Below are 26,118 nucleotides of genomic sequence, written 5' to 3'. Positions count from 1 at the left end.
AAAGGCTCTTTTCGAGCTTGCACTGGTGGATAACGAAATCGGCGCGAAATAGATTCGCTTCGAAGACGCACCGTTCAGCTACCGCGTCGATCTATTGATCTTCCGCTTTCGGACTCAGAGCAAAAGCGGGGACGGAACCTTCGCTTCTCTCTTCCGCTCGATCGGCAGCGAAAGCGCGCGTTTGCACTCGACTCCTGATGTCTCGTCAGTGGCGCATAAGCGGTGGCCGTTGATGCTCCGCCGCACTTCGACCGCTGATCAACGCCCGATGTCTCGCCGGTAGTTCATGCCTTGCCAGCTTATGCGTTCCGCCGCTCGATAGCACTGCGCCAGCGCCTCATCGAGCGTCGGCGCTGCTGACGCCACTCCGAGCACGCGCCCGCCCGCGGTGCGCCATTCGCCCTGTGGCCCTCGTTCGGTTCCAGCATGAAATATCTCCACGCCCGGAACCGCTGCTGCTTTCTCCAAACCGCTGATCACCGCCCCCGTCTCGACGCGCTCGGGATATCCGCGCGCTGCGAGCACGACGCAGGCTGAAGCGCCATCTGCCCACTCGACGTCTGTTTCGCTCAGGTGCCCCGTGGCAGCCGCCTCGCAGATCACCGTCAGATCGCTGCGTAAACGGACGAGGATAGCCTGCGCTTCGGGATCGCCCAAACGCACGTTGTATTCGAGCACGCGCGGCCCTTCCGGCGTCAGCATCAATCCGAGGTAGAGGACGCCGCGAAACTCCAACCCTTCGGCGCGCAATCCTTCGAGCGTCGGTTCCACCGTCTGGCGCACGACCTGTTCGTGCGTCGCTCGGTCCAGCACGCCCGGCGCGGTGATCGCGCCCATGCCGCCAGTGTTCGGACCAGTGTCGCCTTCGCCAACCCGTTTGTGGTCGCGCGCTGGCGGCATCAGGCGCGACGTGCGTCCATCGGTCCAGAAGATCACTGAAGCTTCACGCCCTTCGAGAGCCTCTTCGAGAACGACGCGCTCGGCAGCATCGCCAACACGGCGTTGGACCATCAACTCTTGAACAGCTCGCTCCGCTTCTGCCCGATCGCGTGCGACGACGACGCCCTTGCCCGCCGCCAAACCATCGGCTTTGATCACCACTGGAGAGTCGGGGCCGCCGAATTCGCCGCGACGTAGGATGGCGATGGCTTCGTCAGCTGAACCGGCGACGCGAAAACGCGCCGTCGGGACGCGGTGCCGCGCCATGAACTGCTTGGCGAAGACTTTGCTCGCTTCCAACCGCGCGGCGCTCGCCGTCGGTCCAACGATCCGCAAGCCGCGCGCGTTGAACTCATCGACGATGCCGCGTGCCAGCGGCGCTTCTCCGCCGACGATGGTCAGATCCACGCGCTCATTTTCGGCAAAATGTGCGAGCTCGGTTACCTCGGTAGCCGCGATCGGGACGCATCGTGCGATCTCGGCGATGCCGGCGTTTCCCGGCGCGCAGAGCAATTCAAGAGGACGCTCCGACGTGCGACGCAACGCCCACAGGATGGCATGCTCACGCCCACCGGAACCGATGACAAGTACCTTCATCAGAGAGGCGCTCCTTGAATGAACGGTTGCACGTCCCGATTCTACGAAGCCTCGAACGGAGATCACAAGCCCGATCTTCGAACCGAGTCACGGTTCTTTGACGAGCACGGCCAAATCGCTGACGTGCTCTTCGGTGAAGGGGCCGCGCAGTTGGACGTTATAACGACTCAAGAGCCAAAGTTCGGGCATGATCTCGGCGATCAGCGAACCGGCGTCGAAGACCCGCACCATCGCGCTCTCCGAAACAACGATGGCGATCGCCTGCGTTACCTTCGAGATCGAGGCGGCGGCGAAATGGCGACTGCCCAATCCAAGCGGAATATCGACGTCGGAAGCAGTGGCATCCAGATAACGGCAGGCGGAAACGACGATGCCTTCGTCCGAGATGACGAATGCGCCATCGAGCTGTGCGAGTTCTTTGACCGTGCCGCGCAGATTTGGGTCCGTGATGCGCTTGACTTCGTCCGGATGACAAGCGAGCGGGTCGAGGATGAGCGGGCGCGAATGGGCGAGCACGTTGTCGGCATCGCCCACCGTAAAGAGCGTGCCGATGCGACGCCCCTCGCGCCCTTCGCGCGCGATCTCAACCGCTAATTCAATTGTTGGATGAAGGACCTCTTTGTTGCACCACCGCGCGCGTTCGCAAATTCGATCGAAAAGCATTCTTCAATCCCCTTGCGACCGTTGTTGTGAATTTAGAAACTGTTTCCTCACGCCGTCGCGTGATGCCGACTGCACCGCCGAAGATGCGACCGTTGTGGCGAATCTGGACTCGAATTTGGTTCTTCTGCCGAGCCTTGTGCGCCTTTTCCTCTTCGCAAAGCCTGCGCTGGCCCGCACTTTTGACCAGCGCGATCAGACCTCTTCTTCCGACTGCTGTTCAATGGCTTCAAGCACGCCGAGCTTGGTCCAGAATTTGCGCTTGATCTGCCGGTCGTAGAGGTACCACTTCCAGCGCATGAACTCCTCTTCGTAGTTCCCGGCGAGGAACCCTACGGGGATCTCGAAGCCGCCCGCTTCGCGTCGGCCACCGCCGTAGTAACGACCCGATTCGCTGCTGCCCAAGGCTTCTTTGAGGAAAGCGTCTGGATTAAGCGTCGCTTTGCGCGTGCGCAGGCTGCCGATGACCATCTCGCGCTCGCCCGGTTTGATGACGATACCGTAGACGATGGCCGTGTGAACGTTCTCTTCGGTCAGCAAAAAGTCCGCCGCTTGCGGTATCGCGTCGCGGTCTTCGTATCGGACGTAGCCGACGCCAGCGATGCTGTAGTTGTCGCGCACGACGCGCGCTTCGAGCGCCGTTTTGATGATGTCCATCGCTTTACGCGAGCGTTCGATCGAGAGGATCGCCGCCAGCGTCGTCTGGTTGACGAACTCCGATAGGTACGCTGCGGCCAGATAATCTTCACGTCGAGCGCGCACCATGCCGCCCGTCTCGCTTCTGATGCCATGCATGAGCGCGGTCGCCAAACGGACGTGGCTTTCGTCGCTGCGATCGAGCGGGAGCAAGCCTTGCTCCAAATACTCCGTGTAAATCGTCGCCGTCGCCCCGACTTGCCGGATATCAACGAATTCAGCCTCGACGACGTTCTGAAACTCATGGTGATCGACGATCGCCAACACCGGCACGCCAGCTTCGGCGAGCCTCTCGGTCAAGCGCGTCGTCGTCGTCCCTTGCGTATCGACGAAGACGCTCGCTTGATAACGTTTGACATCGTCGCGCTCGGTCAAACGGATGAGCGAGATATCGAGCAGTTCGACGAGCGCGACGTTCTCATGGTGACTGATGGCGCCATCATAAGCGATGTCGCACTCGATTCCGTAGCGCGCGGCGATCATCTGATGCGCCAGCGCCGAAGAGATCGCATCCGGATCGGGGAAACTTTGGAGCACGATGATGTGCCGCTCGCCGCGATGACGTTCGAGGAGCGCGGCGAGTTCAGCCGCTTTGGAAGAAGGCTGTAGTTCTGTGCGCAACTCTTCGCGCGTTTCGACTTCGCCCTTTCCTTCGACCACCTTGTACCTTTCGCGTTCCATCTCGCTTCCTCCGTCCAACAAGGCGGCTGATCCGACCATGGATCAGCCGCCGGATGTTCGACGCGCCATAAAGACCATAAAGAAAGAAGATGTCACGTCCCGCTCGTCAGCGCAAACGCACCGTGATGAAGACCGTCACCGTCTCGCCCGTGTTCGGGTTCTGCCGCGAGACGAGCAACAGCAACGGGCGATCGCCAGCACTGCGCACCGCCGTTTCGAGATCGGCTGTGGTGCGCACCGGTTGCCGGTTCACCTCGCGAATAACGTCGCCCGATCTGAGGCCAGCTTCCGCCGCCGGACCGTCCGGATCAACGTCCGTGACGATCACGCCTTGCGCTTGGCCGCGGATGCCGTAACGCTCGGCCGTCTGCGGCGTCAGCGGTTCGACGACGATGCCGAGCCGCCCGCCCGGTTGCGTCTCGCCGCCGCCCGGCGTCCTGCGCCGCCCTTGCATCGGCATTTGCAGTTCGGCCAAGGTCGCGCGCACTTGCTGTTCGCGACCGTCGCGCCAAATGGTGAGCGTCACTTCCGTGCCCGGTTGAAACGCCGCGATGCGATTGCGCAGATCGTTGCTGTCGTTGACAGGCGTTCCATTGACGGCCAAGATCACGTCGCCGACGCGAATCCCGGCCCGTTCGGCTGGACCACCCGCCTCAACGCTGTTGACGATCGCCCCGCGCACCTCGCGCAACTTCAAGCTCTCGGCGATCTCAGCTGTCACCGGCTGAATGCCAACGCCCAGTTTGCCGCGCCGCACTGTGCCCGTCCGAATCAGTTGCTCCATGACGTTTTTAGCCATGTTGGACGGAATGGCGAAGCCGATGCCGATGTTGCCGCCGGTGGGACTCAATATCTGCGAGTTGATGCCGATCAGTTCGCCGTTGGTGTTGACCAGCGCGCCGCCGGAATTGCCGCGATTGATGGCCGCGTCGGTCTGGATGAAATCCTCGTAGCTCGCCGAACCGACGCTGGTGGCGCGCCCTTTGGCGCTGATGATGCCCATGGTCACCGTCTGTTCGAGACCGAGCGGATTGCCGATGGCGAGCACCACGTCGCCGACGCGCGCTTTATCCGAATCGCCGAGCGGCAAGACCGGAAGGTTGTTCGCCTCGATCTTGAGCACGGCGAGATCGGTCGGCGGATCGGAGCCGACGACCTTGGCGCGAAAAACGCGCCGGTCGCTCAGTTCGACCTTGATCTCTTCGGCCCCATCAATCACGTGATGATTGGTCAAAATATAGCCATCGGGCGACACGATGACGCCCGACCCCAAAGCCTCTTGCGGGATCGCCCGCGGTTGCTGCGGGAAGTTGCGAAAACCGAAGAACTCACGAAAGAAAGGATCGTCGAAGAAAGGAAACTGTTGCGCCGGGCGCACGCGCCGTTCCGCTGTGATGGTCACCACGGCAGGAGCTACGCGCGCTACCACGTCGGCGTAAGATGTCTGCGCTGCCGGGGCCGCCAAAGGTTCGGCTGGCGTGGCGGCTCGCGGCGCGCCGTTGTGTTCTCCACAGGCGACGATGAGCAATACGATGCCCAAAAAAAGACTCAATCTCGTTCGCTTCAACATCTTTCTCTTCCCTCTCGAAAGTCACGACGTTGCGGCTTAAACCTGCGAAGCAGGCCAAAGCGTCGTCCGCGGGCAGCTCGCCTTCGCCAGCTTCGATGGAACCATCCGGTTAGACGCCGCGACCGAAAAGTAGGCTGTCCGCAAAGGCTCGAAGCCGATCCCCGCCTCGTTGTCACGCCAGCTAGAGCCGTAGCTTGATCTACGTGCGGAGACGCGCAGCGACTTTCGTCAAGCCCGTCGAGCGAAAGCTCGAATCAAGATTCTCACAAAACTGCTGGGCCAGCTCGGACGACTCTACGCCGTGCGCAAGTCGCCGTGCGCAGCGCGCTCCAGCTCCTGCTGCCAACGCCGCAAACGGAAGGCGAGCGCCAGCAGCAAAAGGCCGAATAGAATGGCGTAAAAAGCGATGATCCAGACAACGCCAACCGCCCCGGCGCCCGGGAAAAGAGCGATGAGCACGCCGAAAAGGATTGAGAGCGCGCCGCTCAAACCGAGCAACCATTCGCCCACGATGTAACGGCGCAAGCGTATGGCCGCAGCGATCTCGAAGGCGCCCGTAACAACGGCCCAAGCGGCGATCAAGTAAAGGAGCGCGATGGCCGTGATGTTGGGCCAGAAGACGGTGATCACACCGACGATCACGCCGGCCAAACCTTCGAGAAAATGGACCCACCAACGGCTGTAGCCTGTGGGCGCATTGAGCGCTGCGACGATGGCGAAGACGCCATCCACGAAAGCGTAAGCACCGAAAAGTAGCGCCAAGACGAACAGCGCGATGTTCGGCCACATGAGAGCGAGGACCCCGAACAGAATGGCGAGCGCGCCGCGAATCGCCAGCGCCCACCAGTTGCGTGCCAAAATCACATAGGTCATTTCTTCGCACCTCCCCGTGTAGCGAATGTGCGGAAAGCTTTTCGAGGGAGACGCGAAAGATCCTTTTTCGGCAACTTCGCCAGCGCGCGTGAGCGCTGGCCAAAGCTCTTCCCGTCTGAATTCGCACGAACGCCCTCGATCGCTGAAACTCTTTCCCAGCGTAATCTCAGCGCGTGCTTTCGCTTCGCCGTCGAAACTGATGATCAAAGACGGACCGCGACGAAACGAAAACGCGATGCACTCGATCAAGAAGCGGAGCCGCCTTTCAGGGCGGCTCCGCTCGTGCGTTCAGCGACCGCGACCAGCAGCTTGCGCCTGACCTTGCTCGCTCGCCTCCTTGATCTCTATGCGCCGACCGCGCGGTTGACGCTCCGGCAACTGCATGGTTATTTCAAGCACGCCGTTGCGGAACGTCGCCGTCGCGTTTTCGGCGTTCACGCCTTCGGGCAAGGGGATTTCGCGATAGAAGCGCCCGTAACTACGCTCCGAACGATAGTAGCCCTCGCGCCGCTCCTCATGCTCCTGCTTGCGCTCGCCTTCGATGATGAGCGCATCGTCGGTGACTTCGACGCGCACGTCATCTTTGGTCAAGCCCGGAAGATCGGCGCGCACAACGAGCTGATTGTCGCGCTCGAAGACTTCCACTTGCGGCGACCAGACGCCTGCACGAAACTCCGCCAACGGAGCGAACTCAGACGCAAACCGCGGAGCGAGTCCGCCGCCGAAGAAGTCTTCGAAGAGCCGATCCATCTCTTCCGTGAAACGACGCATGAAGGCGAACGGGCTGACAAGCGGCGAAGGCATGAAGGTTTCGCGACGGGCAAGGCCACCGGTCTGCTGCCGCTGGCTTCCGGTCGTTTGCATCGCCGTCTGCTCTTGACGGGTCTCGGTCGTCTCCTGACGCTCTTTCTCCTTCTTGGCCATCTTCCCTCTGACCTCCTTTCACGCTAGAAGATTTCCAAAGTCGAGCTCGTCAAACGCTTGCTTTACGAACGCCGTTCGCTTCCTTCGACGCGCAGCTCGTTGGTCACTTCGAAAAGACCAGGTACGCCGCGCGCCGCCGTGAAAGCGAGTTGTTTGTCCATTTCGCTATCGACGACGCCCTTCAGCGTCGCCCGCCCGTTCTTGACGATGATGTGAATGGGCGGCACGGCGCGGACGCCGTACTTGGTAAAGAGTGGCGAATCCCAGTTGTAGATGGCGCGGTAGAGCGCGATCCGCAACCGGTCGTCCTGCGGCGAAAGCGGCAGGACTTCGATCTCGTTGACGACGCGCGCCACGCCTTCAATCTCTTTGACGCGCGCTTCGGCGTCCGACTTGGTCGTCGGACGCACGACTTGACCGCGCAAGATCACTGTGCCATCAGGCCGCACCTCGTATTCGAGCCAGTCGAAGACGCCGTACCACGGCAACGTCGCCAGCTCATGGCGCACTTCGCGCTTGATGAACTCGATGCTGCGCGCCGTTCCCGTAGCGCGCGGCGCTGGACTCTTCATGGTCGGTTGCTGCCCGCGACGCGACTGCTGTGCGCTCGCGTTGAATCCGAACAACGAGAAGAGAACGAATGCTGAGATCAGACGTTTCATCGCTCCCCTCCTTTCAACCCGGTCGCCTCTAGCTGGCGACCTGTTGTGCCGCTGGCTCTCTGGCCGTGAACGTGAACCGGCCATCCTGCCAATCGACCACCACCGTTTGCCCATCGCGGATCTCGCCCTTGATCAAGAGCCGACCGATGGGCGTCTCAAGCTCGCGTTGAATAGCGCGCTTCAATGGACGCGCGCCGTAAACCGGATCGTACCCTTCGCGCGCTAGGTGCGTCGCCGCCTCCTCCGTCAACTCGAGCGTGATGTGACGCTCGGCCAAGCGCCGCCGCAAACGCTCGAGTTGGATTTCGAGAATGCGTTTTAGGTCCTCTTCCGTGAGCGAATGGAAGACGACGATCTCATCAACGCGGTTCAAGAACTCGGGCCGGAAGACGCGGCGAAGCTCGGCGAGCACCGCTTCCTTCATCGCTTCATACGCCGCCGAATCGGTCCGCCCACGAAACTCGAGGATCAGGTCCGACCCGATGTTCGACGTCATGATGATGATCGTGTTCTTGAAGTCGACGACGCGCCCTTGGCTATCGGTCAAGCGCCCGTCGTCGAGGATCTGCAAGAGGACGTTGAAGACGTCGCGGTGCGCCTTTTCGATCTCGTCAAAGAGGATCACCGAGTAGGGCCGCCGCCGAACGGCCTCGGTCAACTGTCCGCCCTCTTCGTACCCGACGTAGCCGGGCGGCGCGCCGATCAAGCGCGCAACCGCGTGCTTCTCCATGTACTCGCTCATGTCTATGCGGATGAGCGCCTGCTCGTCGTCGAAGAGGAACTCCGCCAGCGCGCGCGCTAGCTCCGTCTTGCCGACCCCCGTCGGCCCCAAGAAGATGAACGAACCGATGGGCCGATTCGGATCCTTCAAACCGGAGCGGGCGCGAATCACCGCATCGGCCACCGCCGACACGGCTTCATCTTGACCGACGACGCGCTTGTGCAGATGCTCTTCGAGATGAAGGAGTTTTTCCACCTCCCCCTCCATCAACTTCGAAACCGGGATGCCGGTCCAGCGCGAGACCACCTCGGCGATGTCCTCTTCGTCCACCTCCTCCTTGATCAGCCGCGCGCCGCCCTGCTTCTTGGTCAAATTCTCCTCCTCTTCGCGCAGACGGCGCTCAAGCTCCTGGAGTTTGCCGTAGCGAAGCTCGGCGGCGCGGTTCAAATCGTACTCGCGCTCGGCCTGTTCAATGGCGATGCGCGTCTGCTCGATCTCTTCGCGCAGCTTGCGTATGCGCTCAATGGCCTCCTTCTCTAGTTGCCACTGCGCGCGCAGTTGATCGGCCTGCGCCTTAAGGTCGGCCAGCTCCTTTTCGAGCTTTTGCAAACGCTCCTGCGAAGCGCGGTCGGATTCTTTCTTGAGCGCTTCGCGTTCGATCTCAAGCTGCATGATGCGCCGCTGCACTTCGTCCAGCTCCGCCGGCAAGCTCTCGATCTCGGTGCGCAACCGAGCTGCCGCTTCGTCAACCAGATCGATCGCTTTATCGGGCAAGAAACGATCCGAGATGTAACGGTGCGAAAGGACCGCGGCGGCGACCAGCGCCGAATCCTTGATGCGCACGCCGTGATGGACCTCGTACCGCTCCTTGAGGCCGCGCAGGATCGAAATCGTATCTTCCACCGACGGTTCATCGACCAGAACGGGTTGGAAGCGCCGTTCAAGCGCGGCATCCTTTTCGATGTACTTGCGATACTCATCCAGAGTGGTCGCGCCGATGCAACGGAGTTCGCCGCGCGCGAGCATGGGTTTCAACAGATTGCCCGCATCCACAGCCCCTTCGGCGCGTCCGGCGCCAACCACCGTGTGCAGCTCGTCGATGAAGAGGATGATTTGCCCCTCGGCCTCTTGGACTTCGCGCAGCACGGCCTTCAAGCGCTCTTCGAATTCGCCGCGGTACTTTGCGCCGGCGATCAACGCGCCCATGTCGAGCGCGATCACGCGCTTGTTCTTCAAGGAGTCAGGCACGTCTCCGCGCACGATCCGCTGCGCCAACCCTTCGACGATGGCCGTCTTGCCGACGCCGGGTTCGCCGATGAGCACGGGATTGTTTTTCGTACGCCGCGAAAGGATTTGAATCACGCGACGGATCTCGTCGTCGCGCCCGATGACGGGATCGAGTTTGCCTTGCGCGGCGAGCTTGGTTAGGTCGCGCCCGTAACGCTCCAAGGCTTCATAAGTCGCTTCAGGATTGGGCGAAGTCACGCGTTGACTGCCGCGCACCTGGCGCAAAGCCTGCATCAAGCGGTCGCGCGTCAGTCCCATCTCGCGCAAGATCCGCCCGGCAGCACCCGCCGGATCATCGACCATGGCGAGCAGGACGTGCTCGACCGAAATGTATTCGTCCTTCAGTTGACGCGCTTCATCTTCGGCCTGTACGAGGAGTCGGTTGAGCCGCGCCGTGATGTAAATGTCGCCGGGGCCGCCCGCCGGCGAAGAGACGCGCGGCAAGCGACTCAGTTCTTGATCGAGACGACGTCGCACCGTCTCCCAATCGATGCCAGCTTTTTCGAGGATTGAGCGGGCCAGACCGCCTTCTTGTTCGAGCAGCGCGAAGAGGAGGTGTTCGGCGTCTATTTGCTGATTGCCGCGGCGCGTGGCTTCGGATTGCGCCGCTCGCAGAGCCTCTTGGAGCTTTTCGGTGAACCGGTTGATGTCCATATGTTGAACTTCCTTTCGGGACGAAGTTTCGTCGGGCACTTCGAAACCGACCACGCAAGGCGCGAAGCGGAAGAATCACGTGCGTGCCCGAGTGAACTTCCGTTCGCTTCGATGCGGGAGCATCATAAAAGGTTGAGCGTAATGTTGTCAAGTCTTTTGATAGACCTCTTGACAAGCCCCCCGGCGTCGTGTATCATCGCTCACGAACTCGACGAGGAGCGTGACCCGAAAATGAAGAAGCCGTCTAAAGCTTCCATCGCCAACGCTTTGATTCAGCTCCTGCTCATCGCTTTCGTTGTCTACATCCTCTATGGAGCGTGGGCGAGCACGGCGGCGCGCCCGGTCTCCTATTCCGAGTTCATCGAGCGAGTGCGCCAAGGGCGCGTCACGAGCGTCCAGATCAGCTCCACAGAGATTCGCGGGTTGCTCCGAACCGATGCTGGGCAGGAGATCATCTCAGCGATTCGTCCGCCCGAGGTTCAGGACCCTGATCTTCTGCCGCTTCTGCGCGAAAAGCAGGTCGAGGTCGTCGGGCGGCTCGACACCGACGGCTGGTGGCGCGCGCTCTTCGTCTCCGCTTTTCCGATCCTCCTGCTGATCGGCTTTTGGCTTTGGACCTTCCGTCGCTTCGCTGGGCAAGGAGCCGAGGCCCTTCAATTTGGGCGCAACCGCGCCAAGATCTACGACCGGAGCGAAGAACAGAAGGTCACTTTCGCCGATGTCGCGGGCGTCGACGAAGCGGAAGCCGAACTCATCGAGATCGTCGACTTCCTCAAGCATCCGCAGAAGTATCAGCGCCTCGGCGGACGCATCCCGAAGGGGGTGCTATTGGTCGGTCCGCCGGGCACGGGCAAGACCCTGCTTGCGCGCGCCGTGGCGGGCGAAGCTGGCGTCCCGTTCTTTTCGATCTCCGGTTCGGAATTCGTCGAGCTGTTTGTCGGCGTCGGTGCCGCGCGCGTGCGCGATCTCTTTGAGCAGGCAAAGAAACACGCGCCTTGCATCGTCTTCATTGATGAGTTGGACGCTATCGGCAAATCGCGTGCGGGCGTAGCAGCAGCCTCTTTTGGCGGCCACGATGAGCGCGAGCAGACCTTGAACCAGTTGCTCGTCGAGATGGACGGGTTCGACTCATCCAAGGGCGTGATCATCATGGCAGCGACCAATCGGCCAGAGGTCCTAGACCCGGCGTTGCTTCGACCCGGCAGATTCGATCGCCAGATCGTCGTTGACCGGCCCGACATCAAAGGGCGCGAAGAGATCCTGCGCGTGCATGCGCGCCGGGTCAAACTGGCTCCGGATGTAGATCTGTCGGTGGTCGCGGCGCGCACGCCCGGCATGGTCGGCGCGGATCTGGCGAACATCATCAACGAGGCGGCGCTGCTTGCAGCCCGCCGCGGGGCGGAAGCGGTCGAGATGCGCGATCTCGAAGAGGCGATCGACCGCGTGATGCTCGGCCTTGAAAAGCGTAGCCGCGTGATGAGCGGCGAAGAGAAGGAGCGCGTCGCCTATCACGAAGTGGGCCATGCGCTCACGGCCCTGTCGGTCGAGCACGCGGATCCGGTCCACCGGATCACGATCATCCCGCGGTCGATCGGCGCGCTCGGCGCGACGCTGCAACTGCCAACGACCGAGAAGTATCTGCTGACCAAGCCCGAATTGCTTGACCGTTTGGCCGTGATGCTCGGCGGGCGCGCGGCGGAAGAGATCGTCTACGACGGGGTGATCTCGACGGGCGCGCACAACGATCTGGAGCGCGCCACCGAACTGGCGCGGCAGATGGTCACGCGCTATGGCATGAGCGAGCGGCTGGGCCACATGACCTTTGGCAAGCCGCTCGCAGGTCGGTTCCTCGATTCGACGCTTTCGTTCGGCGAAGAGCGCAACTTCAGCGAACGCACCGCCGAACTGATCGATGAGGAAGTCAAACGGTTGATCGACGCGACCTACGAGCGCGTGCTCGGCATCTTGCGCCGACGTCGCGCGGCGCTCGATCTGGTCGCGCGCGAACTGCAGATGCGCGAAACCATCGGACGCGAGGAGCTGGAGAGATTGGTCAACCAAGCGGAAGCCGCCGAGCGAGCGGCAACGACCGTTCACTGAAACCGAGCATGGGGTGGGGTTATATGCACAAGTTCTACGTCATGCGCGGACCGCAAGGCCAGATCGAGACGGTGAGGGTCGGAGGACGGACAATGATCGCCGTCTGGCCCGATATGCTCTCGGCTTTGCGTTACAAGACGCGCCACCCCGAGCTGATGAGCTTTTGGACGGTGCCGCTCGACCGACGTCTTTACGAAGAGAAGTTCTTGGATGCTGGCGGCGGGCGCGCGCGCTTCTTCTTGATGTCGAGCGCCAACCCGGGCCAAGAGATCGAGCGTGGGCGCGTGCTCGATGCCAGCGAGATAGAGGCGGAACTCTATCCTGAGATCGGACGCCGCGCGCTCGAAAGAATGCGCGCGGGCGCGCGCTCAGCGGCGTGACGGATCATCATAAGTTCATATCGAGGAGGTGCAGCACTCATGGCTAAAGCAGTCGGAATAGATCTGGGGACGACCAACTCGGTGGTCGCCGTCATGGAAGGCGACAAACCCACTGTGATCGTCAACAGCGAAGGCGGGCGCGTGACCCCTTCGGTGGTCGCTTTCACTAAAACGGGCGAACGGCTCGTCGGTCAAGTCGCCAAACGGCAGGCCGTGTTGAACCCAGAGCGCACGATCTATTCGATCAAGCGCTTCATGGGGCGTCGTTATTCGGAGGTCACCCAAGAGATCAAACAAGTCCCTTACAAAGTCGTGCCCGGCCCAAACGATGCCGTGCGCGTCGAGATCGACGGCAAGCTCTACTCGCCTGAAGAGATCTCGGCGATGATCTTGCGCAAGTTGGTTGACGAAGCGTCGCGCTACTTGGGCGAGAAGGTAACCGAGGCCGTCATCACCGTTCCCGCTTACTTCAACGACGCGCAACGGCAGGCGACCAAGGATGCCGGGACCATTGCGGGGTTGAACGTTTTGCGCATCATCAACGAGCCGACCGCCGCCGCGCTCGCCTATGGGCTCGACAAGAAGAAGAACGAGACCATTTTGGTCTTCGACCTCGGCGGCGGCACCTTCGACGTCTCCATCCTCGAAGTAGGCGACGGCGTCTTTGAGGTCAAGGCCACGTCGGGCGACACGCACTTGGGCGGCGATGATTTCGACAAGCGCATCGTCGATTGGATGATCGAAGAGTTCAAGCGCGACCAAGGCATCGACCTAAGCCGCGACCGTCAAGCCTTGCAGCGGCTGACCGAAGCCGCCGAGAAGGCCAAGATCGAACTCTCTTCGACCATGGAGACCGAAATCAATCTGCCCTTTATCACGGCGGACGCTTCGGGGCCGAAGCACCTATTGATGAAGTTGACGCGCTCGAAGTTCGAGCAGCTGACTCACGATCTCGTCGAGCGGTGCATGGGGCCGGTCCAGCAGGCGCTGGCCGATGCCAAGCTGACGCCCGACAAGATCGACGAGGTGATCTTGGTTGGCGGCGCGACGCGCATCCCGGCGGTCAAAGAGTTGGTCAAGCGTTTGACGGGCGGCAAAGAGCCTAACCAATCGGTCAACCCGGATGAGGTGGTTGCCGTCGGCGCGGCGATTCAGGCCGCCGTGCTCAAGGGCGAGGTCAAGGACGTACTCCTGCTCGACGTCACGCCGTTGAGCTTGGGCGTCGAGACCTTGGGCGGCGTGATGACCAAATTGATCCCGCGCAACACGACCATTCCGACGCGCAAGTCGGAGATCTTCTCCACAGCCGAAGACAATCAAACGGCCGTGGACATACATGTGCTGCAGGGCGAGCGTGAGCTGGCACGCGACAACCGCACGCTTGGACGGTTCCGGCTCGAAGGCATCGCGCCCGCGCCGCGCGGGGTCCCACAGATCGAAGTCACCTTCGACATCGATGCCAACGGCATCTTGAACGTCTCGGCCAAGGATTTGGCCACCGGCAAGGAGCAGAAGATCACGATCACGGGCTCGACTTCGCTCGACAAGAGCGAGATCGAACGCATGATCCGCGACGCCGAGCAGCACGCTGAAGAGGATCGCCGTCGGCGCGAGCTGGTCGAAGCGCGCAACAACGCCGACTCGCTCGCCTACCAAGTCGAGCGTTCGCTCCGCGACTTGGGCGACCGCGTTCCCATCAACGAACGCGCGCGGGCTGAACAGTTGATCAACGAGATCCGAAGCGCGATCAAAGACGATGCGGTCGGCGTCGATCGTCTGCGTCAGTTGACGAGCGATCTGCAGCAGATCTCGCATGCGATCGCGAGCGCCGCCTACCAGCAAACGACTTCGGCGGGCGCCAGCGCCGGTGGCACGACCGGCGGCAGCACGAGCGGCGACGACGTGATCGACGCCGAGTACACGCCGAAGAGCTAAGCGCGGTCCGTCACTGAATTCGTCTCTCGGGTTGAGGTCGGGTTGAAAAGATGGCGACTCAGGTCAAAGACTACTACCAGATCCTCGGCGTCAGCCGCACGGCTTCGGAGGACGAGATCAAAGCGGCTTATCGGCGGCTGGCGCGCAAATACCATCCCGATCTCAACCCGGGCGACAAGGCTGCCGAGGAGAAGTTCAAAGAGCTACAGGAAGCCTACGATGTGCTCTCCGATCCGGAGAAGCGCAAGCAGTACGACCAGTTCGGCTCCAACTGGCGGGCGGCGGCTACTGGTGGACCACCGCCCGGATGGGAAGGGTTCCGCGCTGGGCCAGGCGGCTTTGACTTCAGCGATTTCGAGTTCGGTTTCGGGCGCGGCGGCGTCGGAGCTGACATTTTCGAGGAGCTATTCGGCACGCGCACCCGCCGCCGCCGTCGCAGCCGCGGCCAAGACGTCGAAGCCGAACTCGAGCTTTCGCTCGAAGAGGCGCATCAAGGCGGGCGACGAACCATTCAGCTTCAGGTCGCCGATGTCTGTCCGGCCTGTCAGGGGCTGGGCGTCATCAATGACAACCAGATCTGCGCGACCTGCCGCGGCGCAGGGCAGATCGTGCGCGCCAAATCGATCGAGGTCAACATCCCGCCGGGCGTGCGCGATGGAACGACGCTTCGCTTGGCCGGTCAAGGGGGCGCGGGCGCGAGCGGCGCGCCCGCAGGAGATCTGTATCTGCGCATCAAGTTGCGACCGCATCCGCGCTTCACGGTGCACGGCGACGACGTGGAGATTGAACTTCCGATTGCGCCGTGGGAAGCGGTGCTTGGTGCGCGCGTCACCGTGCCGACCATCGACGGCCAAGTCGAGATGACCGTTCCGCCAGGCGCGCAGACGGGGCAGCGCCTGCGCTTGCGCGGGCAAGGCTTGACGCGAAGACGCGGCGGCCGCGGCGATGAATACGTGCGTTTGAAGATCGTCGTCCCGCGCACGCCGACGTCGGAAGAACGGCGTCTATTTGAAGAGTTGCGGCGCATCTCGCGTTTCGACCCGCGCGCCGCATAGAGGAACGCGATGACGACCACAGCATTCGTGCGATTGACCGACTTCGATCTCGAAGAACCGTTCGCCCTCGAGGAAGCTGCCGAGGCGACCGGGGCGCCGCCGCGCGTGCTGTGGCATCTGGTCCGCTCCGGACTGCTCGAAGCGGTTTGGGATGAAAGCGGACAGCCGATGTTGACGGCGCGCGCCATGCTTCGGTTTCGCCGTATGCAACGGTTGCATCGCGACCTCGGAGTGAATTTTGCCGGCGCCGCAGTGATCTTGGACCTTGTGGACCGGATCGAACAGATGCGGCGCGAGCTCGACGAACTGCACAGCAAGTTCGTCGTTTAAAGGGGCGGGCAACGCCGCGCCCGATCTTAAAAATCTCATTTAGGAGGTGAAAACAAGATATGTCCGTTCCGATTCGTCCGCTTCATGATCGCGTCTTGATCAAGCGCATCGAAGAACCCGAGCAGATTCGTGGTGGCATCGTCATTCCCGACACGGCTAAAGAGAAGCCGCAGCAGGGCGAAGTGATCGCCGTCGGCGATGGCAAATACGACAAGGACGGCAAGCGCATTCCGCTCGACGTCAAGCCGGGCGATCGCGTCCTGTTCGGCAAATACAGCGGCACCGAGGTGCGCATAGATGATGAGGAGTATCTCATCATGCGCGAAGATGAGATCCTCGGCGTCTTCACCACCACAGCTCAGACCAAGTCGGCGGGACGTTGACCCGACGTCTCGTCGTGAAAGCTCGCGGGGCGTTCGGCCCCGGGCTCCAACATCGAACATCTCTTTAACTCGATTCCGGGTAGATGAACACTTTGGTCGAAGGAGGTAAATGAAAAGGACTATGGCTGCGAAAATGGTTGTGCATGGTGAGCAGTCGCGTCATGCTATCCTGAACGGCGTCAACACGCTCGCCGAAGCGGTCAAGGTCACGCTCGGCCCCAAGGGGCGCAACGTCGTTATTGAAAAGAAGTTCGGTTCGCCCGTCATCACCAAAGACGGCGTCACCGTCGCCAAAGAGATCGAACTCGAAGGCAAACTCGAAAACATCGGCGCGCAAATGGTGCGCGAAGTCGCGTCGAAGACCTCGGACGTCGCCGGTGACGGCACGACCACTGCAACCGTGCTCGCGCAAGCCATTTTCCGCGAGGGGTTGAAGACGGTCGCCGCCGGCGCCAATCCGATGGCCCTTCAACGCGGCATCCAGAAAGCGACCGAGCGCGTCGTCGAAGAGATCAAGCGGATGTCCAAGCCCGTTCAAGGTGACGCCATCGCGCAAGTCGGGACGATTTCGGCCAACGGCGATCGGACCATCGGCGAGTTGATCGCCGAAGCGATGAACAAGGTCGGCAAAGACGGCGTCATCACGGTCGAAGAGTCCAAGACCATGCAGACCGAGTTGGAAGTGGTCGAGGGCATGCAGTTCGATCGCGGCTACTTGAGCCCGTACTTCGTGACCAACCCGGATCGCATGGAGTGCGTGCTCGAGGACGCTTACATCCTCATCCACGAGAAGAAGATCAGCTCGATGCGCGATCTTCTCCCGCTGCTTGAAACGGTCGCCCGCGAAGGCAAGCCCTTGTTGATCATCGCCGAGGATGTCGAAGGCGAAGCCTTGGCGACGTTGGTCGTCAACAAGCTGCGCGGCACGCTCCAAGTCTGCGCGGTGAAGGCTCCGGCGTTCGGCGATCGGCGCAAGGCGATGCTTCAAGACATCGCGATCTTGACGGGCGGCAAAGCCATCAGCGAGGACCTCGGCATCAAGCTTGAGAACGTCAAGCTCGAAGACTTGGGGCGCGCCAAGAAGGTCGTCGTTGATAAAGACAACACGACGATCATCGAAGGCGCCGGCAAACAGTCGGAGATCGAAGCGCGCGTGCGCCAGATCCGGACGCAGATCGAGGAGACGACCTCCGACTACGACCGCGAGAAGCTGCAGGAGCGTTTGGCCAAGCTGGTTGGCGGCGTGGCGGTGATCAAGGTCGGGGCGGCGACCGAGACGGAGCTGAAGGAGAAGAAGGCGCGCGTCGAGGACGCGATGCACGCAACGCGCGCAGCCGTTGAGGAGGGCATCGTGCCCGGCGGTGGCGTCGCTTTGGTTCGCGCAGGCCGCGCGCTTGAGAAGTTCAAAGTGACTGAGACGAACGGCAACGTTGACGAAGACGAACAGATCGGCGTGACGATCGTGCGTCGGGCGCTCGAAGAGCCGCTGCGTCAAATCGCGCAGAACGCCGGATTCGAGGGGGCCGTGGTCGTCGAGCGCGTGCGCGCCGAGAAGAACGAGAACTTCGGCTTCAACGCGGCGACCGGTGAGTACGGCGATCTGGTGAAAGCCGGCGTCGTCGACCCAGCCAAGGTGACGCGCACAGCCTTGCAGAACGCGGCATCCATCGCCGGCTTGATGTTGACGACCGAAGCGCTCGTCTCCGAAATTCCCGAAGAGGACAAGTCATCTTCGCCGGGCGCGCCGAACTTCTAAAAGTTCACTAACGACCTAGATCGAACGAAAACAGTGTCGTTGCGCGTCCACCTCAAGCGCAGGGCGGCTGGTTTCGCAACGGCTTAGATCGAGCGGGCGTTCGGCAGTGCTCCGACATCGCAGCCGTGCGGATGCCAACCATCTGACGAGAACAGGGGCAGAGGCTGAAACTCTGCCCCTGTTCTTGATTTTCAGGCTTTGCGCACTCTTTGTGGTTCAGTCCAACGCGGAAAGAAGTTTTTCCAGATGCTCGGCGACGTCCAAGTCGAACAGGTGGATGGTCGGCAATAACCACGTAACGATGTAGCGATCATCTCCATCTTTGTTCGGTCCAAAATAGACCAAGGAGAATCGTCCGACGCCGACGCGATCATGCAACATGTTTTGCGCTTCTTTCAACGCTCGCCGCCACTTCGCTGGCAGATCATCGAACGAATAGGCGCGTCCTTCTTGTCCGCGCGCCTGAATGAACTCCGTAGTCAAACCGCTCGAATGGAAAGCTTCGACCAACTTGCCGAACCGGCGCTTGCGGAAATAAGCGAGCAACAATTCGCCTGCGGGCAGCGTGAAGAGCAAGGTGTCGTCACCTTCCGTCGAGCGATGATAGGCGCGAATCACGCCGCGACGATCCTCCAGCTCGACGCGGATTCGCAATTTCGCCCCCTTTAGATCCTCGATGATTTTGTGCACCTCGAACTGTTCGCCTTCTCGCTCGTATCTCTCTCCAACCTTGTGCTGACCGGCTTCGGCAACAAAGATCGAATCTCTGCCATCGCGCAACCCGGTCAGCAGATCGAATCCCCAAGCCTTCAGGCTTTTGAGTTTCGTTTCGCGTTCCTCAGGAATCTGGCCCCATGCTTCGCGCACGAACGTATTCAAAGCCCGTTCGTGCTGCAAAGCGAGCCTCCGCAAATCCCCCTTTTCTTTCATGACGACCTCCGGTAACCCACGTGTGCTTTCAGCACATTTGCAAAAACTTTTGGATTTTAACACAGGGCGATGAGGCTCAGAAGAGCGCTTGCCCCTTGAGCTAATCTTGTGTTGGTGAAGACTTGCAATCTATGCGGGCGACGAGGCTCAGAAGAGCGCTTGCCCCTTGAGCAGGCCACGCCGCTCCGTTTTTCAACAACCGCCCTCGATCGCGCGGGCATGTTTCATGCGTTTTTTCGCTTTGAATCATAAAGGCTTTTGTGTGGCGCAGCCACTTCCAGCGAATCGAGGGCTTGTGCTAAGCGTTTCCATTCGGCGAGCGTCAAAGACTCCGCGCGACGTTGCGCGTTGATCTCCGCTGCGTCGAGCAAGGCGGCGGCTCCGCCCACTGCGCGAATGCGCTCACCGATGTGCCCCGTCGCTTGACGAAAGTTGTTGAGCAGGGTCTTTCGACGCTGCATGAACCCGACGCTGATGATCGAGAGCAGCGTCTCCGCGTCGCGCGACTCCGCTTCGTCCTCGCGCTTTGTGCGCAGACGTACGACCGAACTCCAAACCTTCGGCACGGGCCGAAACGCCCTCGGTGCGACATCGAAAAGCTTTTCCGCGTCGCAGAAAGCCTCGATCAAAACTGAGAGGTAACCGCGCTCGCTCGATCCGGGCGGAGCTAATATGCGCCAGACGACTTCGCGCTGAAGCATCAAGACCATCTCAACGATGCTGCTTCGTTGTCGCAACAAGCGCTGAATGATGGCCGTCGAAATGTTGTACGGGAGATTGGCGACGACGCGAGCCCGATCCCCTGGAGCGATGAGTTGACGGAAATCGACTTCAAGCGCATCGGCCTCGACGAGCGTGAAGTTGGCGTGAGCGCCGAAGCGCATGCGAAGCAGAGACGCGAGCTCACGATCGAACTCGATGGCGACGACTCGTCCGGCGCGCTCGATCAACGGTGCGGTCAAGGCGCCTTTCCCCGGACCGATCTCGATGATGGTTTCCGTTGATTGCGGGTTGACCGCTTCGATGATGCGCGCAATCATCTTCCTGTCTGTTAAGAAGTGTTGGCCCAAACTTTTCTTCGCGCGCATCATCGTCGAGGAACGGCACCATGCGGGCGTCAAGCAGCAGGCGGCTGATCGGCAGCTTTCAAGTAACCGGTCACTTCGATGTCTTCCCCATGCCGTTCGATAGCGACATCATGCAAGCGTATAGCATCCATCACGCGCTCCGCGTGCAAGTTGCCGACGGCGGAAAGGCCTTCCGCGCCGATGATGATTGGGGCGATGAAGAAAGTCGCTTTATTGACCAAACCGGCGTTGAGGAATTGCCCGGCGACGTTGGAGCCGCCTTCGATGAGCACACTCTGCAACTTTCGACGCCCCAACTCTTCGAGCACGGCGAGCGGACTGGTGTCGCCAAGCACGACCTCGATGCCGCGCTCCTCCAGCTCGCGGCGGCGCGCGCTGTCTGCGCAGGTTCGTGCGAAGACGATCACGGGAACCGCGCGCGCCGTTTGCGCTAATTTGGAACGCGCGTCGAGCCGCAACTCCTCGTCAAGCACGACCCGCACAAGTGGGCGATGTCTCTCCAACCCGCTTCGATCAGTCAGCAACGGATCATCGGCCAACGCCGTGCCTGCGCCGATCAGGATCGCATCGTGCACGTGTCGCAATTCGTGCACGCGCGCACGCGCGCCTTCGCCCGTGATCCAACGCGCGTCGCCGCTTCGCGTGGCGATCTTGCCGTCGAGCGAACAGGCGAGCTTCAGATGGACGAATGGACGGCGCATCCGCATGTAGTGCAGATAGTGTTCGTTCAAACGCTCCGCCTCGCGTGCCATCAAACCGACTTCCACATCGATCCCCGCGGCTTGCAGTTGCGCGAACCCGCGTCCAGCAACCAACGGGTTCGGATCGACGATCGGCGCGACCACGCGTCGAATGCCAGCGCGAATGAGCGCGTCCGTACAAGGCGGCGTGCGCCCATAGTGTGCGCATGGTTCGAGCGACACGTAGCAAGTCGCGCCGCGCGCGCGCTCGCCCGCTTGCTCGAGCGCGATCGTCTCGGCGTGCTTGACTTGCGCGTAAAGATGAAACCCTTCGCCCACAACGACGCCGTGCTCATCGACGATGATGCATCCGACCAGCGGATTAGGACTGGTCAGACCGCGACCGCGAGCGGCAAGATCGAGCGCGCGACGCATGAAGCGCCGGTCAACGGAATTTCCCTCTTCAGCTTTGAGCTTGCTCTTTTCGATCTCGGTCTTCAAACCCGCGACGACTCCTCGAACGTCTCTTCCATCTACACCTCACGGTCTTTTCCGACGCTCTGTTTATTCGAACAGACTGTTGACGTACTGTTCCGGATCGAAGACGACCAGATCATCGACCTTCTCGCCGATGCCCGCATAGCGAATCGGCAACTTCAACTCTTTGGCGATGGCGATGGCGATGCCACCTTTGGCGGTGCCGTCGAGTTTGGTCAAAACGATTCCCGTGACGCCCGCCGTCTTCAAGAATTGACGCGCTTGCTCCAAACCGTTCTGTCCCGTGACGGCATCGATGACGAGCAACGTTTCGTGCGGCGCGCCTTGGACCTCGCGTCCAGCAACGCGTCGCATCTTCTCTAACTCAGCCATCAAGTTCGATTTCGTATGTAATCTCCCGGCGGTATCGACGATCAACACATCTGTGCCGCGCGCTTTGGCCGCCTTGAGCGCATCGAAGAGCACAGCCGCTGGATCGGTCCCCTGTTTCTGCTGGATGAGCGGCACGCCCGTGCGCTCGGCCCAGATGGCCAGTTGGTCCGTCGCTGCGGCGCGAAACGTATCGGCAGCGCAGATGAGCACGTCGTTGCCCTCGGCCTTGATGCGATGGGCCAGTTTGCCGATGGTCGTCGTCTTGCCCACGCCGTTTACGCCGACGATCATCATCACGTAAGGACGCACGTTCTCCGGCACGGCCAGTTCCGAAGCCACGCCGTTCTTTTCCGCTTCGCGCAGGATCGTTAGCAGTTCTTCCTTGATGGCCGCTTTCAACGCCTCCAGATCATTGATCTGTTGACGCGCGATGCCGCGCCGCACGCGGTCGAGTATTCCGAGCGTCGTCGCCACGCCAATGTCGGCGGCAACGAGCGCTTCTTCGAGATCGTCGAGCAGCGCGGCGTCGATCTGCTTACGACCTTGGAAGACGGCATCGAGCTTCTCCGATAGCGACTCGCGCGTCGCCGAGATGGCGCGGCGGAACCGCGTGGCGAAAGCTTGTTCGAGCGCCGCTTCTTCCGCCTGTAGCTCCTCGATGCTCTTGTCCAATCCGAGGATCGAGGTTGAAAAGACCGCCGAGCGCACCGGCTCGCGTTCTCGTTCCGCCTGATGACCGTCGCTTTGAACGCGCGACGCTGCGACATCGCGCTGCTGGTCCACTTCAGGCGTCGGATCGGTAACGGTTGTGACGGGTTTGACCTGCTCCGACCGCACAGACGGCACCGCAACCGGACTCTCCGGCTCGGCCTTCTCCGACGGAGTCCGCTCTTCTTCAGTCAGCGGCTGGCTAAGGCCAAGCGTGATGATCTCTTCTTTTTTCCGCCGTTTCCAAAAAAAACCCATGATGACGTTAAATGATGTGTACGGGCTTTGAACTTTAAAGTTTTAGATTATAAGCGCAAACAGCAGCGAGACAAAATCCCCGCTCGCTGATGGGGCGGCGCTGAACTACGCTTTGGCGATCAAGCGCAACTGCTTCGGCGCGAGCAACCAAGCCATCTTTCCGCGAAAGACGGGGATCGTGCGTTCGACCTTGACCAGACAGACGCTGCCCTTCTTCAAGTCGAGCGCGAGCGCGCCGGGCTGCCCGACGACCAACAACGAGACGAGATCGCCGAGTCCCGGTTGATGCCCAACCACGGCGAGCGACTCAAGCTCCGGGTAGCGTCTGATCTCCTCGAAGAGCGGCGCAAATGAGGCGCCGGGCGCGAGCGCATCCGTTCGTTTGATCAGATCGCGGCTCGCCCCCATCTCGGTAACCAAGATCTCCGCCGTCTCTACGGCGCGCAACAGCGGACTGGTTAGCACGAGGTCGAACTCCACAGAGAGACGCTTTAACCCCTTGGCGATGCGCTGCATACGGTCGCGCCCTGCGGGCGTCAAAGTCCGTCGTTCGTCGGAGAAATCGTTGGCTTCGCCGAGCGGTTCAGCGATGGCGTGTCGGATGATGTAAAAAAGCATCTTCTCCTCCTCGCTCGAAAGAGAGATCTTATCGCTTGGGCAGAGCGAAGACCAAAGAAGATCCCGAAGTCGCTTGAGGCGCGAGAGCGCGCGCTGGCAAAGCGAGGACCAACGGAGATTCCTGAAGCCGCAGTGCACGAAGGGGCCGCCTGTCTGAATCAAAGCGAGGATCGAAAAAGCTGCGGGAGGAAGAGATGATCTCCGATTTCGAGTTCCGCATCAGGCGGAGAGTCGTTCCAAGGGTATTTCCGCCGAAACCTGTTCGGCGCGGCGAACCGACTGTATGTTCACTGGACGGACCTGCCCGCCGCGGTAGGCTCCGATCAACGCTTGCACCACCCGCTCATCGTAGCGCGTCCCAACGAAAGATTCGATCAGCTCGAGCGCGACCTCAGCGCTCATCGCGCGTTGATATGGCCGTTCGGTGGTCATCGCATCGAATGAGTCAGCCACGGCAATGATGCGCGCTTGCAGCGGGATCTGGTCGCCGCTCAACCCCTGCGGGTATCCTAGTCCATCGAGCCTTTCATGATGCATGTAGATGCCGGGCAGAAAGTCGCGCATCGCCGGGATCTGCGACATGATGCGGTAACCCTTCAACGGATGTTGCTTCATCAACTCGAACTCTTCGTCCGTGAGCGGCGCGGGCTTCTTCAAGATCCGATCATCAACGCCGATCTTGCCGACATCGTGAAGCAAGGCGCTGATGCGAACCTTCTCGACCTCTTCTTCCGAAAGCCCGAGCCGACGCGCAATGGCAACGGAGAAGCGGGCGACGCGCTCGGAATGACCGCGCGTGTAAGGATCCTTGTTGTCTATGGCCGTCGCCATCGCTTTGACCGTTCCGATGAAGAGTTCGCGATTTTCGTCGGCAGCGCGTCGCAAATCCTCGATGAGACGCTCCAACTGATCGGTCATCTGGTTGAACGACCTGCCGAGATCGCCAAGCTCGGTTCGGCTCCGAATCGAGAGCCGATCCGAAAAATCGCCGCTCGCAATCCGCTGCGCTCTTGCCGCCAATTCCTGCACCGGAAGAGTCAACTGGCGCGCAAACAGCACGCCAACGACGAGCGCAACGGTCGCGCCCAGCAGACTGATGCCCCAAATCTGCCCGCGCATGGCAGCAACCGACTGCAATGCCGCATGCTCGTCCTGCACCGAGATGACGCCCAACCTCGCCCCTGGACCGAGTTCCGCTGTCGCATAGGCGCCGAGCATGGCGATGCTCTTGCCGTCACGCTCGACAGTGAAAGGCGCAAGCGCCGATTCGACCTGTGCCCCCATCTCCATCCAGTCTTGCACCACCTTAAGGTTGCTCATCAACCGCGCCCCCAACGCGATGCTGGCGTCCGGGTGGGCCACCGCTCGCCCCTCGTCATCGACGACGAAGATTACGGGCAATCCTGCAGCCATCAACTCACGTTCGCTCCGCGCGCCTTGCTGCCCGAAGAGACGAAACATCTCCTGCAACGAAACGACCGCCACCACAGCGGCACCGATCTCTTCGCTTTCGTCGATCACTGGCGCAGCGATCGTCAACCCCATCTCTTGACTGGACCGAATCAAACGCGGCCGGTCGATCACTACGCTGCGGCCAACGACGCGCGCCAACACCGACTCGATGCACTGGTTCGCTTCCTCGCGCGTGATGGCGTCGGGCTTGTATGCAACGTGCGGCTCGCCGCGCACGGGCAAAATGGCGAGCGCGATGAGGTTCGGGTCATCCTGCAAAGCGCGCCGCAGGCGCTCATCGCTGCCTGCCGCTCCCATCAAACGGACTCCGCCAGCCAACTCAAAAGCGCGCGCTAGTCCCGTGACGACGTCGCGGTAACGCTGCCCGAAAAGCTCTATTTGACGCGCCTTGTCGCGCACGAGCTGCGCTTGATAACGCGCCTCCACAGATCGCAACTCGTTGGCGCTGCGGTCGGAAAGAAACCATCCGGCCAGAGCCAACGGCAGCGGCCCAATGACGAAGAGCATTCCGAGCACGATGTAAAGCAGACGTAAACGCTTTGGAGCGATGGGCATCCCGTTGCCATCCAGAGAAGTTTGAAGTGGCCGTGGAAACGCGGCGCCCACTCAAAGAGAGGGCGCGCGAATGTCGATGCTACCGTGCTAAAACATCGCTGTCAATGTTTATCAGTTCCCATGCAGATCCTTCGATGCTCTGGAGACCCTCGGCGGAGCGACACCAGTCACTCAGACGTCTTGACCACAGCCGCTTGCTGCTCTTTCAGCGAAGCGGCGGCGAGCTGCGGGGACATGGCCCAGATAGCTCCCACTTTATTGTTGACGTGCAAACAGCATGTTTTCCTGCTTACATCCGCGCTTTCCCAGTTACATTTTGGAAGAAACGCGACATTGCGTATCTCGCTTTATCGTTGAAGCTGCTGTCAGCGACCGGAAAGAGCATGACCATCATCGCTTCTCTTCGGTGCTGGTGACGATTGATGCCGGGTGACGGCGAAGGGAGGCGACCTTTTGATGGCCTCTCTTTTTGTGAAGTATTTAGTCGCTCGCTGCTCATCGCGCCGATGGCGGCAGAGATTTTTCCAAGAAGCGATGAACCGTAGGCGAAAGTCGGCGCCTTCTTGGTGAAGCGGCGCGCGACTTTCCCGAACCCGATTGATTTCCATTCTCGGAAACGCTTTTTGCCGGTCAAAGCGGTTACTGAGATTCCGTCCGTCTTTGTTGCGCGCCAAAGCGCCCTTCGACGCTGGGCCATCTTTGTTGTGCGAGCGCATCAAGCTCGGCGGCGGTTTT

The 26,118-nt window shown here is 61.0% G+C and carries 22 protein-coding genes; 7 read left to right on the top strand and 15 right to left on the bottom strand.

All coding sequences use genetic code 11. The annotated features are described in order from the left end of the window. Positions 1 to 258 precede the first annotated feature (258 nt). The 8 genes from purD to clpB form a co-directional block, all read right to left on the bottom strand. Entirely contained in the window at positions 259 to 1,536 is a 1,278-nt protein-coding gene (purD, locus tag C4334_RS01350) for a phosphoribosylamine--glycine ligase (RefSeq protein WP_352430272.1), read from the bottom strand. Positions 1,537 to 1,623: 87 nt separating this feature from the next. After that, positions 1,624 to 2,199, bottom strand: a complete 576-nt coding sequence (locus C4334_RS01345) for a DNA integrity scanning protein DisA nucleotide-binding domain protein (protein WP_352430271.1) — start codon at positions 2,197 to 2,199, stop codon at positions 1,624 to 1,626. 192 nt (positions 2,200 to 2,391) lie between these two features. Further along, on the bottom strand, positions 2,392 to 3,573 hold the full coding sequence (locus C4334_RS01340; protein WP_352430270.1) for a DHH family phosphoesterase: 1,182 nt from the start codon (positions 3,571 to 3,573) through the stop codon (positions 2,392 to 2,394). 106 nt (positions 3,574 to 3,679) lie between these two features. Beyond that, positions 3,680 to 5,143: a DegQ family serine endoprotease gene (locus C4334_RS01335; RefSeq protein ID WP_352430269.1), complete on the bottom strand. Its 1,464-nt coding sequence runs from the start codon at positions 5,141 to 5,143 to the stop codon at positions 3,680 to 3,682. A gap of 294 nt (positions 5,144 to 5,437) precedes the next feature. Continuing rightward, positions 5,438 to 6,016, bottom strand: a complete 579-nt coding sequence (locus C4334_RS01330) for an HdeD family acid-resistance protein (RefSeq protein ID WP_352430268.1) — start codon at positions 6,014 to 6,016, stop codon at positions 5,438 to 5,440. 288 nt (positions 6,017 to 6,304) lie between these two features. After that, entirely contained in the window at positions 6,305 to 6,940 is a 636-nt protein-coding gene (locus tag C4334_RS01325; protein WP_352430267.1) for an Hsp20/alpha crystallin family protein, read from the bottom strand. Between the two features lie 62 nt (positions 6,941 to 7,002). After that, positions 7,003 to 7,602 carry a BON domain-containing protein gene (locus tag C4334_RS01320; RefSeq protein ID WP_352430266.1) on the bottom strand — a complete coding sequence of 200 codons (600 nt, stop codon included), beginning with the start codon at positions 7,600 to 7,602 and terminating at the stop codon, positions 7,003 to 7,005. Positions 7,603 to 7,630: 28 nt separating this feature from the next. Next, positions 7,631 to 10,264 carry an ATP-dependent chaperone ClpB gene (gene clpB / locus C4334_RS01315; RefSeq protein ID WP_352430265.1) on the bottom strand — a complete coding sequence of 878 codons (2,634 nt, stop codon included), beginning with the start codon at positions 10,262 to 10,264 and terminating at the stop codon, positions 7,631 to 7,633. Between the two features lie 231 nt (positions 10,265 to 10,495). On the opposite strand from clpB, the gene ftsH reads away from it, so the two are divergent. From ftsH to groL, 7 genes are all read left to right on the top strand, one after another. Next, positions 10,496 to 12,364, top strand: coding sequence for an ATP-dependent zinc metalloprotease FtsH (gene ftsH, locus C4334_RS01310; protein ID WP_352430264.1), 1,869 nt, complete (start codon positions 10,496 to 10,498; stop codon positions 12,362 to 12,364). 8 nt (positions 12,365 to 12,372) lie between these two features. Beyond that, positions 12,373 to 12,744 (top strand): hypothetical protein, encoded by a 372-nt coding sequence (locus C4334_RS01305; RefSeq protein WP_352430263.1) that lies wholly within the window; start codon positions 12,373 to 12,375, stop codon positions 12,742 to 12,744. Positions 12,745 to 12,783: 39 nt separating this feature from the next. Beyond that, positions 12,784 to 14,679, top strand: coding sequence for a molecular chaperone DnaK (gene dnaK, locus C4334_RS01300; RefSeq protein WP_352430262.1), 1,896 nt, complete (start codon positions 12,784 to 12,786; stop codon positions 14,677 to 14,679). A 50-nt stretch (positions 14,680 to 14,729) separates the two neighbouring features. Further along, positions 14,730 to 15,734: a DnaJ C-terminal domain-containing protein gene (locus C4334_RS01295; RefSeq protein ID WP_352430261.1), complete on the top strand. Its 1,005-nt coding sequence runs from the start codon at positions 14,730 to 14,732 to the stop codon at positions 15,732 to 15,734. Between the two features lie 9 nt (positions 15,735 to 15,743). Then, positions 15,744 to 16,064: a chaperone modulator CbpM gene (locus C4334_RS01290; RefSeq protein ID WP_352430260.1), complete on the top strand. Its 321-nt coding sequence runs from the start codon at positions 15,744 to 15,746 to the stop codon at positions 16,062 to 16,064. Between the two features lie 59 nt (positions 16,065 to 16,123). Next, positions 16,124 to 16,447 carry a co-chaperone GroES gene (gene groES / locus C4334_RS01285; RefSeq protein WP_352430259.1) on the top strand — a complete coding sequence of 108 codons (324 nt, stop codon included), beginning with the start codon at positions 16,124 to 16,126 and terminating at the stop codon, positions 16,445 to 16,447. 121 nt (positions 16,448 to 16,568) lie between these two features. Continuing rightward, complete coding sequence (gene groL / locus C4334_RS01280; protein ID WP_352430258.1) at positions 16,569 to 18,203, top strand: chaperonin GroEL; 1,635 nt, start codon at positions 16,569 to 16,571, stop codon at positions 18,201 to 18,203. A gap of 216 nt (positions 18,204 to 18,419) precedes the next feature. Here the strand turns inward: groL and C4334_RS01275 are convergent, their stop codons facing one another. The 7 genes from C4334_RS01275 to C4334_RS01245 all read right to left on the bottom strand — a co-directional run bounded on the left by C4334_RS01275 (position 18,420) and on the right by C4334_RS01245 (position 26,080). Next, positions 18,420 to 19,133, bottom strand: coding sequence for a TIGR00703 family protein (locus tag C4334_RS01275; protein ID WP_352430257.1), 714 nt, complete (start codon positions 19,131 to 19,133; stop codon positions 18,420 to 18,422). Between the two features lie 224 nt (positions 19,134 to 19,357). Beyond that, positions 19,358 to 20,221 carry a 16S rRNA (adenine(1518)-N(6)/adenine(1519)-N(6))-dimethyltransferase RsmA gene (rsmA, locus tag C4334_RS01270; protein WP_352430290.1) on the bottom strand — a complete coding sequence of 288 codons (864 nt, stop codon included), beginning with the start codon at positions 20,219 to 20,221 and terminating at the stop codon, positions 19,358 to 19,360. Positions 20,222 to 20,250: 29 nt separating this feature from the next. Next, a complete protein-coding gene (gene ribD, locus C4334_RS01265; protein WP_352430256.1) occupies positions 20,251 to 21,402 on the bottom strand; it encodes a bifunctional diaminohydroxyphosphoribosylaminopyrimidine deaminase/5-amino-6-(5-phosphoribosylamino)uracil reductase RibD in 1,152 nt (383 codons plus the stop codon). Positions 21,403 to 21,465: 63 nt separating this feature from the next. After that, positions 21,466 to 22,737, bottom strand: a complete 1,272-nt coding sequence (gene ftsY, locus C4334_RS01260; RefSeq protein ID WP_352430255.1) for a signal recognition particle-docking protein FtsY — start codon at positions 22,735 to 22,737, stop codon at positions 21,466 to 21,468. A gap of 105 nt (positions 22,738 to 22,842) precedes the next feature. Continuing rightward, positions 22,843 to 23,355, bottom strand: coding sequence for a phosphohistidine phosphatase SixA (gene sixA / locus C4334_RS01255; RefSeq protein WP_352430254.1), 513 nt, complete (start codon positions 23,353 to 23,355; stop codon positions 22,843 to 22,845). Between the two features lie 219 nt (positions 23,356 to 23,574). Continuing rightward, positions 23,575 to 25,383 (bottom strand): HD domain-containing phosphohydrolase, encoded by a 1,809-nt coding sequence (locus C4334_RS01250; RefSeq protein WP_352430253.1) that lies wholly within the window; start codon positions 25,381 to 25,383, stop codon positions 23,575 to 23,577. A gap of 289 nt (positions 25,384 to 25,672) precedes the next feature. Further along, on the bottom strand, positions 25,673 to 26,080 hold the full coding sequence (locus tag C4334_RS01245) for a hypothetical protein (RefSeq protein WP_352430252.1): 408 nt from the start codon (positions 26,078 to 26,080) through the stop codon (positions 25,673 to 25,675). Positions 26,081 to 26,118: the final 38 nt, after the last annotated feature.

This window comes from Pyrinomonas sp. (genome assembly GCF_040289685.1).
Taxonomy (GTDB): Bacteria; Acidobacteriota; Blastocatellia; order Pyrinomonadales; family Pyrinomonadaceae; genus Pyrinomonas.
Note: the sequence above shows the minus strand (reverse complement) of the source record. Positions and strands in the feature narration are given on the sequence as shown.

What these genes read in the sequence shown, in the direction of transcription:
- purD (WP_352430272.1), bottom strand. Translation starts at nt 1,536, where the DNA reads ATGAAGGTACTTGTCATCGGTTCCGGTGGGCGTGAGCATGCCATCCTG.
- C4334_RS01345 (WP_352430271.1), bottom strand. Translation starts at nt 2,199, where the DNA reads ATGCTTTTCGATCGAATTTGCGAACGCGCGCGGTGGTGCAACAAAGAG.
- C4334_RS01340 (WP_352430270.1), bottom strand. Translation starts at nt 3,573, where the DNA reads ATGGAACGCGAAAGGTACAAGGTGGTCGAAGGAAAGGGCGAAGTCGAA.
- C4334_RS01335 (WP_352430269.1), bottom strand. Translation starts at nt 5,143, where the DNA reads ATGTTGAAGCGAACGAGATTGAGTCTTTTTTTGGGCATCGTATTGCTC.
- C4334_RS01330 (WP_352430268.1), bottom strand. Translation starts at nt 6,016, where the DNA reads ATGACCTATGTGATTTTGGCACGCAACTGGTGGGCGCTGGCGATTCGC.
- C4334_RS01325 (WP_352430267.1), bottom strand. Translation starts at nt 6,940, where the DNA reads ATGGCCAAGAAGGAGAAAGAGCGTCAGGAGACGACCGAGACCCGTCAA.
- C4334_RS01320 (WP_352430266.1), bottom strand. Translation starts at nt 7,602, where the DNA reads ATGAAACGTCTGATCTCAGCATTCGTTCTCTTCTCGTTGTTCGGATTC.
- clpB (WP_352430265.1), bottom strand. Translation starts at nt 10,264, where the DNA reads ATGGACATCAACCGGTTCACCGAAAAGCTCCAAGAGGCTCTGCGAGCG.
- ftsH (WP_352430264.1), top strand. Translation starts at nt 10,496, where the DNA reads ATGAAGAAGCCGTCTAAAGCTTCCATCGCCAACGCTTTGATTCAGCTC.
- C4334_RS01305 (WP_352430263.1), top strand. Translation starts at nt 12,373, where the DNA reads ATGGGGTGGGGTTATATGCACAAGTTCTACGTCATGCGCGGACCGCAA.
- dnaK (WP_352430262.1), top strand. Translation starts at nt 12,784, where the DNA reads ATGGCTAAAGCAGTCGGAATAGATCTGGGGACGACCAACTCGGTGGTC.
- C4334_RS01295 (WP_352430261.1), top strand. Translation starts at nt 14,730, where the DNA reads ATGGCGACTCAGGTCAAAGACTACTACCAGATCCTCGGCGTCAGCCGC.
- C4334_RS01290 (WP_352430260.1), top strand. Translation starts at nt 15,744, where the DNA reads ATGACGACCACAGCATTCGTGCGATTGACCGACTTCGATCTCGAAGAA.
- groES (WP_352430259.1), top strand. Translation starts at nt 16,124, where the DNA reads ATGTCCGTTCCGATTCGTCCGCTTCATGATCGCGTCTTGATCAAGCGC.
- groL (WP_352430258.1), top strand. Translation starts at nt 16,569, where the DNA reads ATGGCTGCGAAAATGGTTGTGCATGGTGAGCAGTCGCGTCATGCTATC.
- C4334_RS01275 (WP_352430257.1), bottom strand. Translation starts at nt 19,133, where the DNA reads ATGAAAGAAAAGGGGGATTTGCGGAGGCTCGCTTTGCAGCACGAACGG.
- rsmA (WP_352430290.1), bottom strand. Translation starts at nt 20,221, where the DNA reads ATGCGCGCGAAGAAAAGTTTGGGCCAACACTTCTTAACAGACAGGAAG.
- ftsY (WP_352430255.1), bottom strand. Translation starts at nt 22,737, where the DNA reads ATGGGTTTTTTTTGGAAACGGCGGAAAAAAGAAGAGATCATCACGCTT.
- sixA (WP_352430254.1), bottom strand. Translation starts at nt 23,355, where the DNA reads ATGCTTTTTTACATCATCCGACACGCCATCGCTGAACCGCTCGGCGAA.
- C4334_RS01250 (WP_352430253.1), bottom strand. Translation starts at nt 25,383, where the DNA reads ATGCCCATCGCTCCAAAGCGTTTACGTCTGCTTTACATCGTGCTCGGA.
- C4334_RS01245 (WP_352430252.1), bottom strand. Translation starts at nt 26,080, where the DNA reads ATGGCCCAGCGTCGAAGGGCGCTTTGGCGCGCAACAAAGACGGACGGA.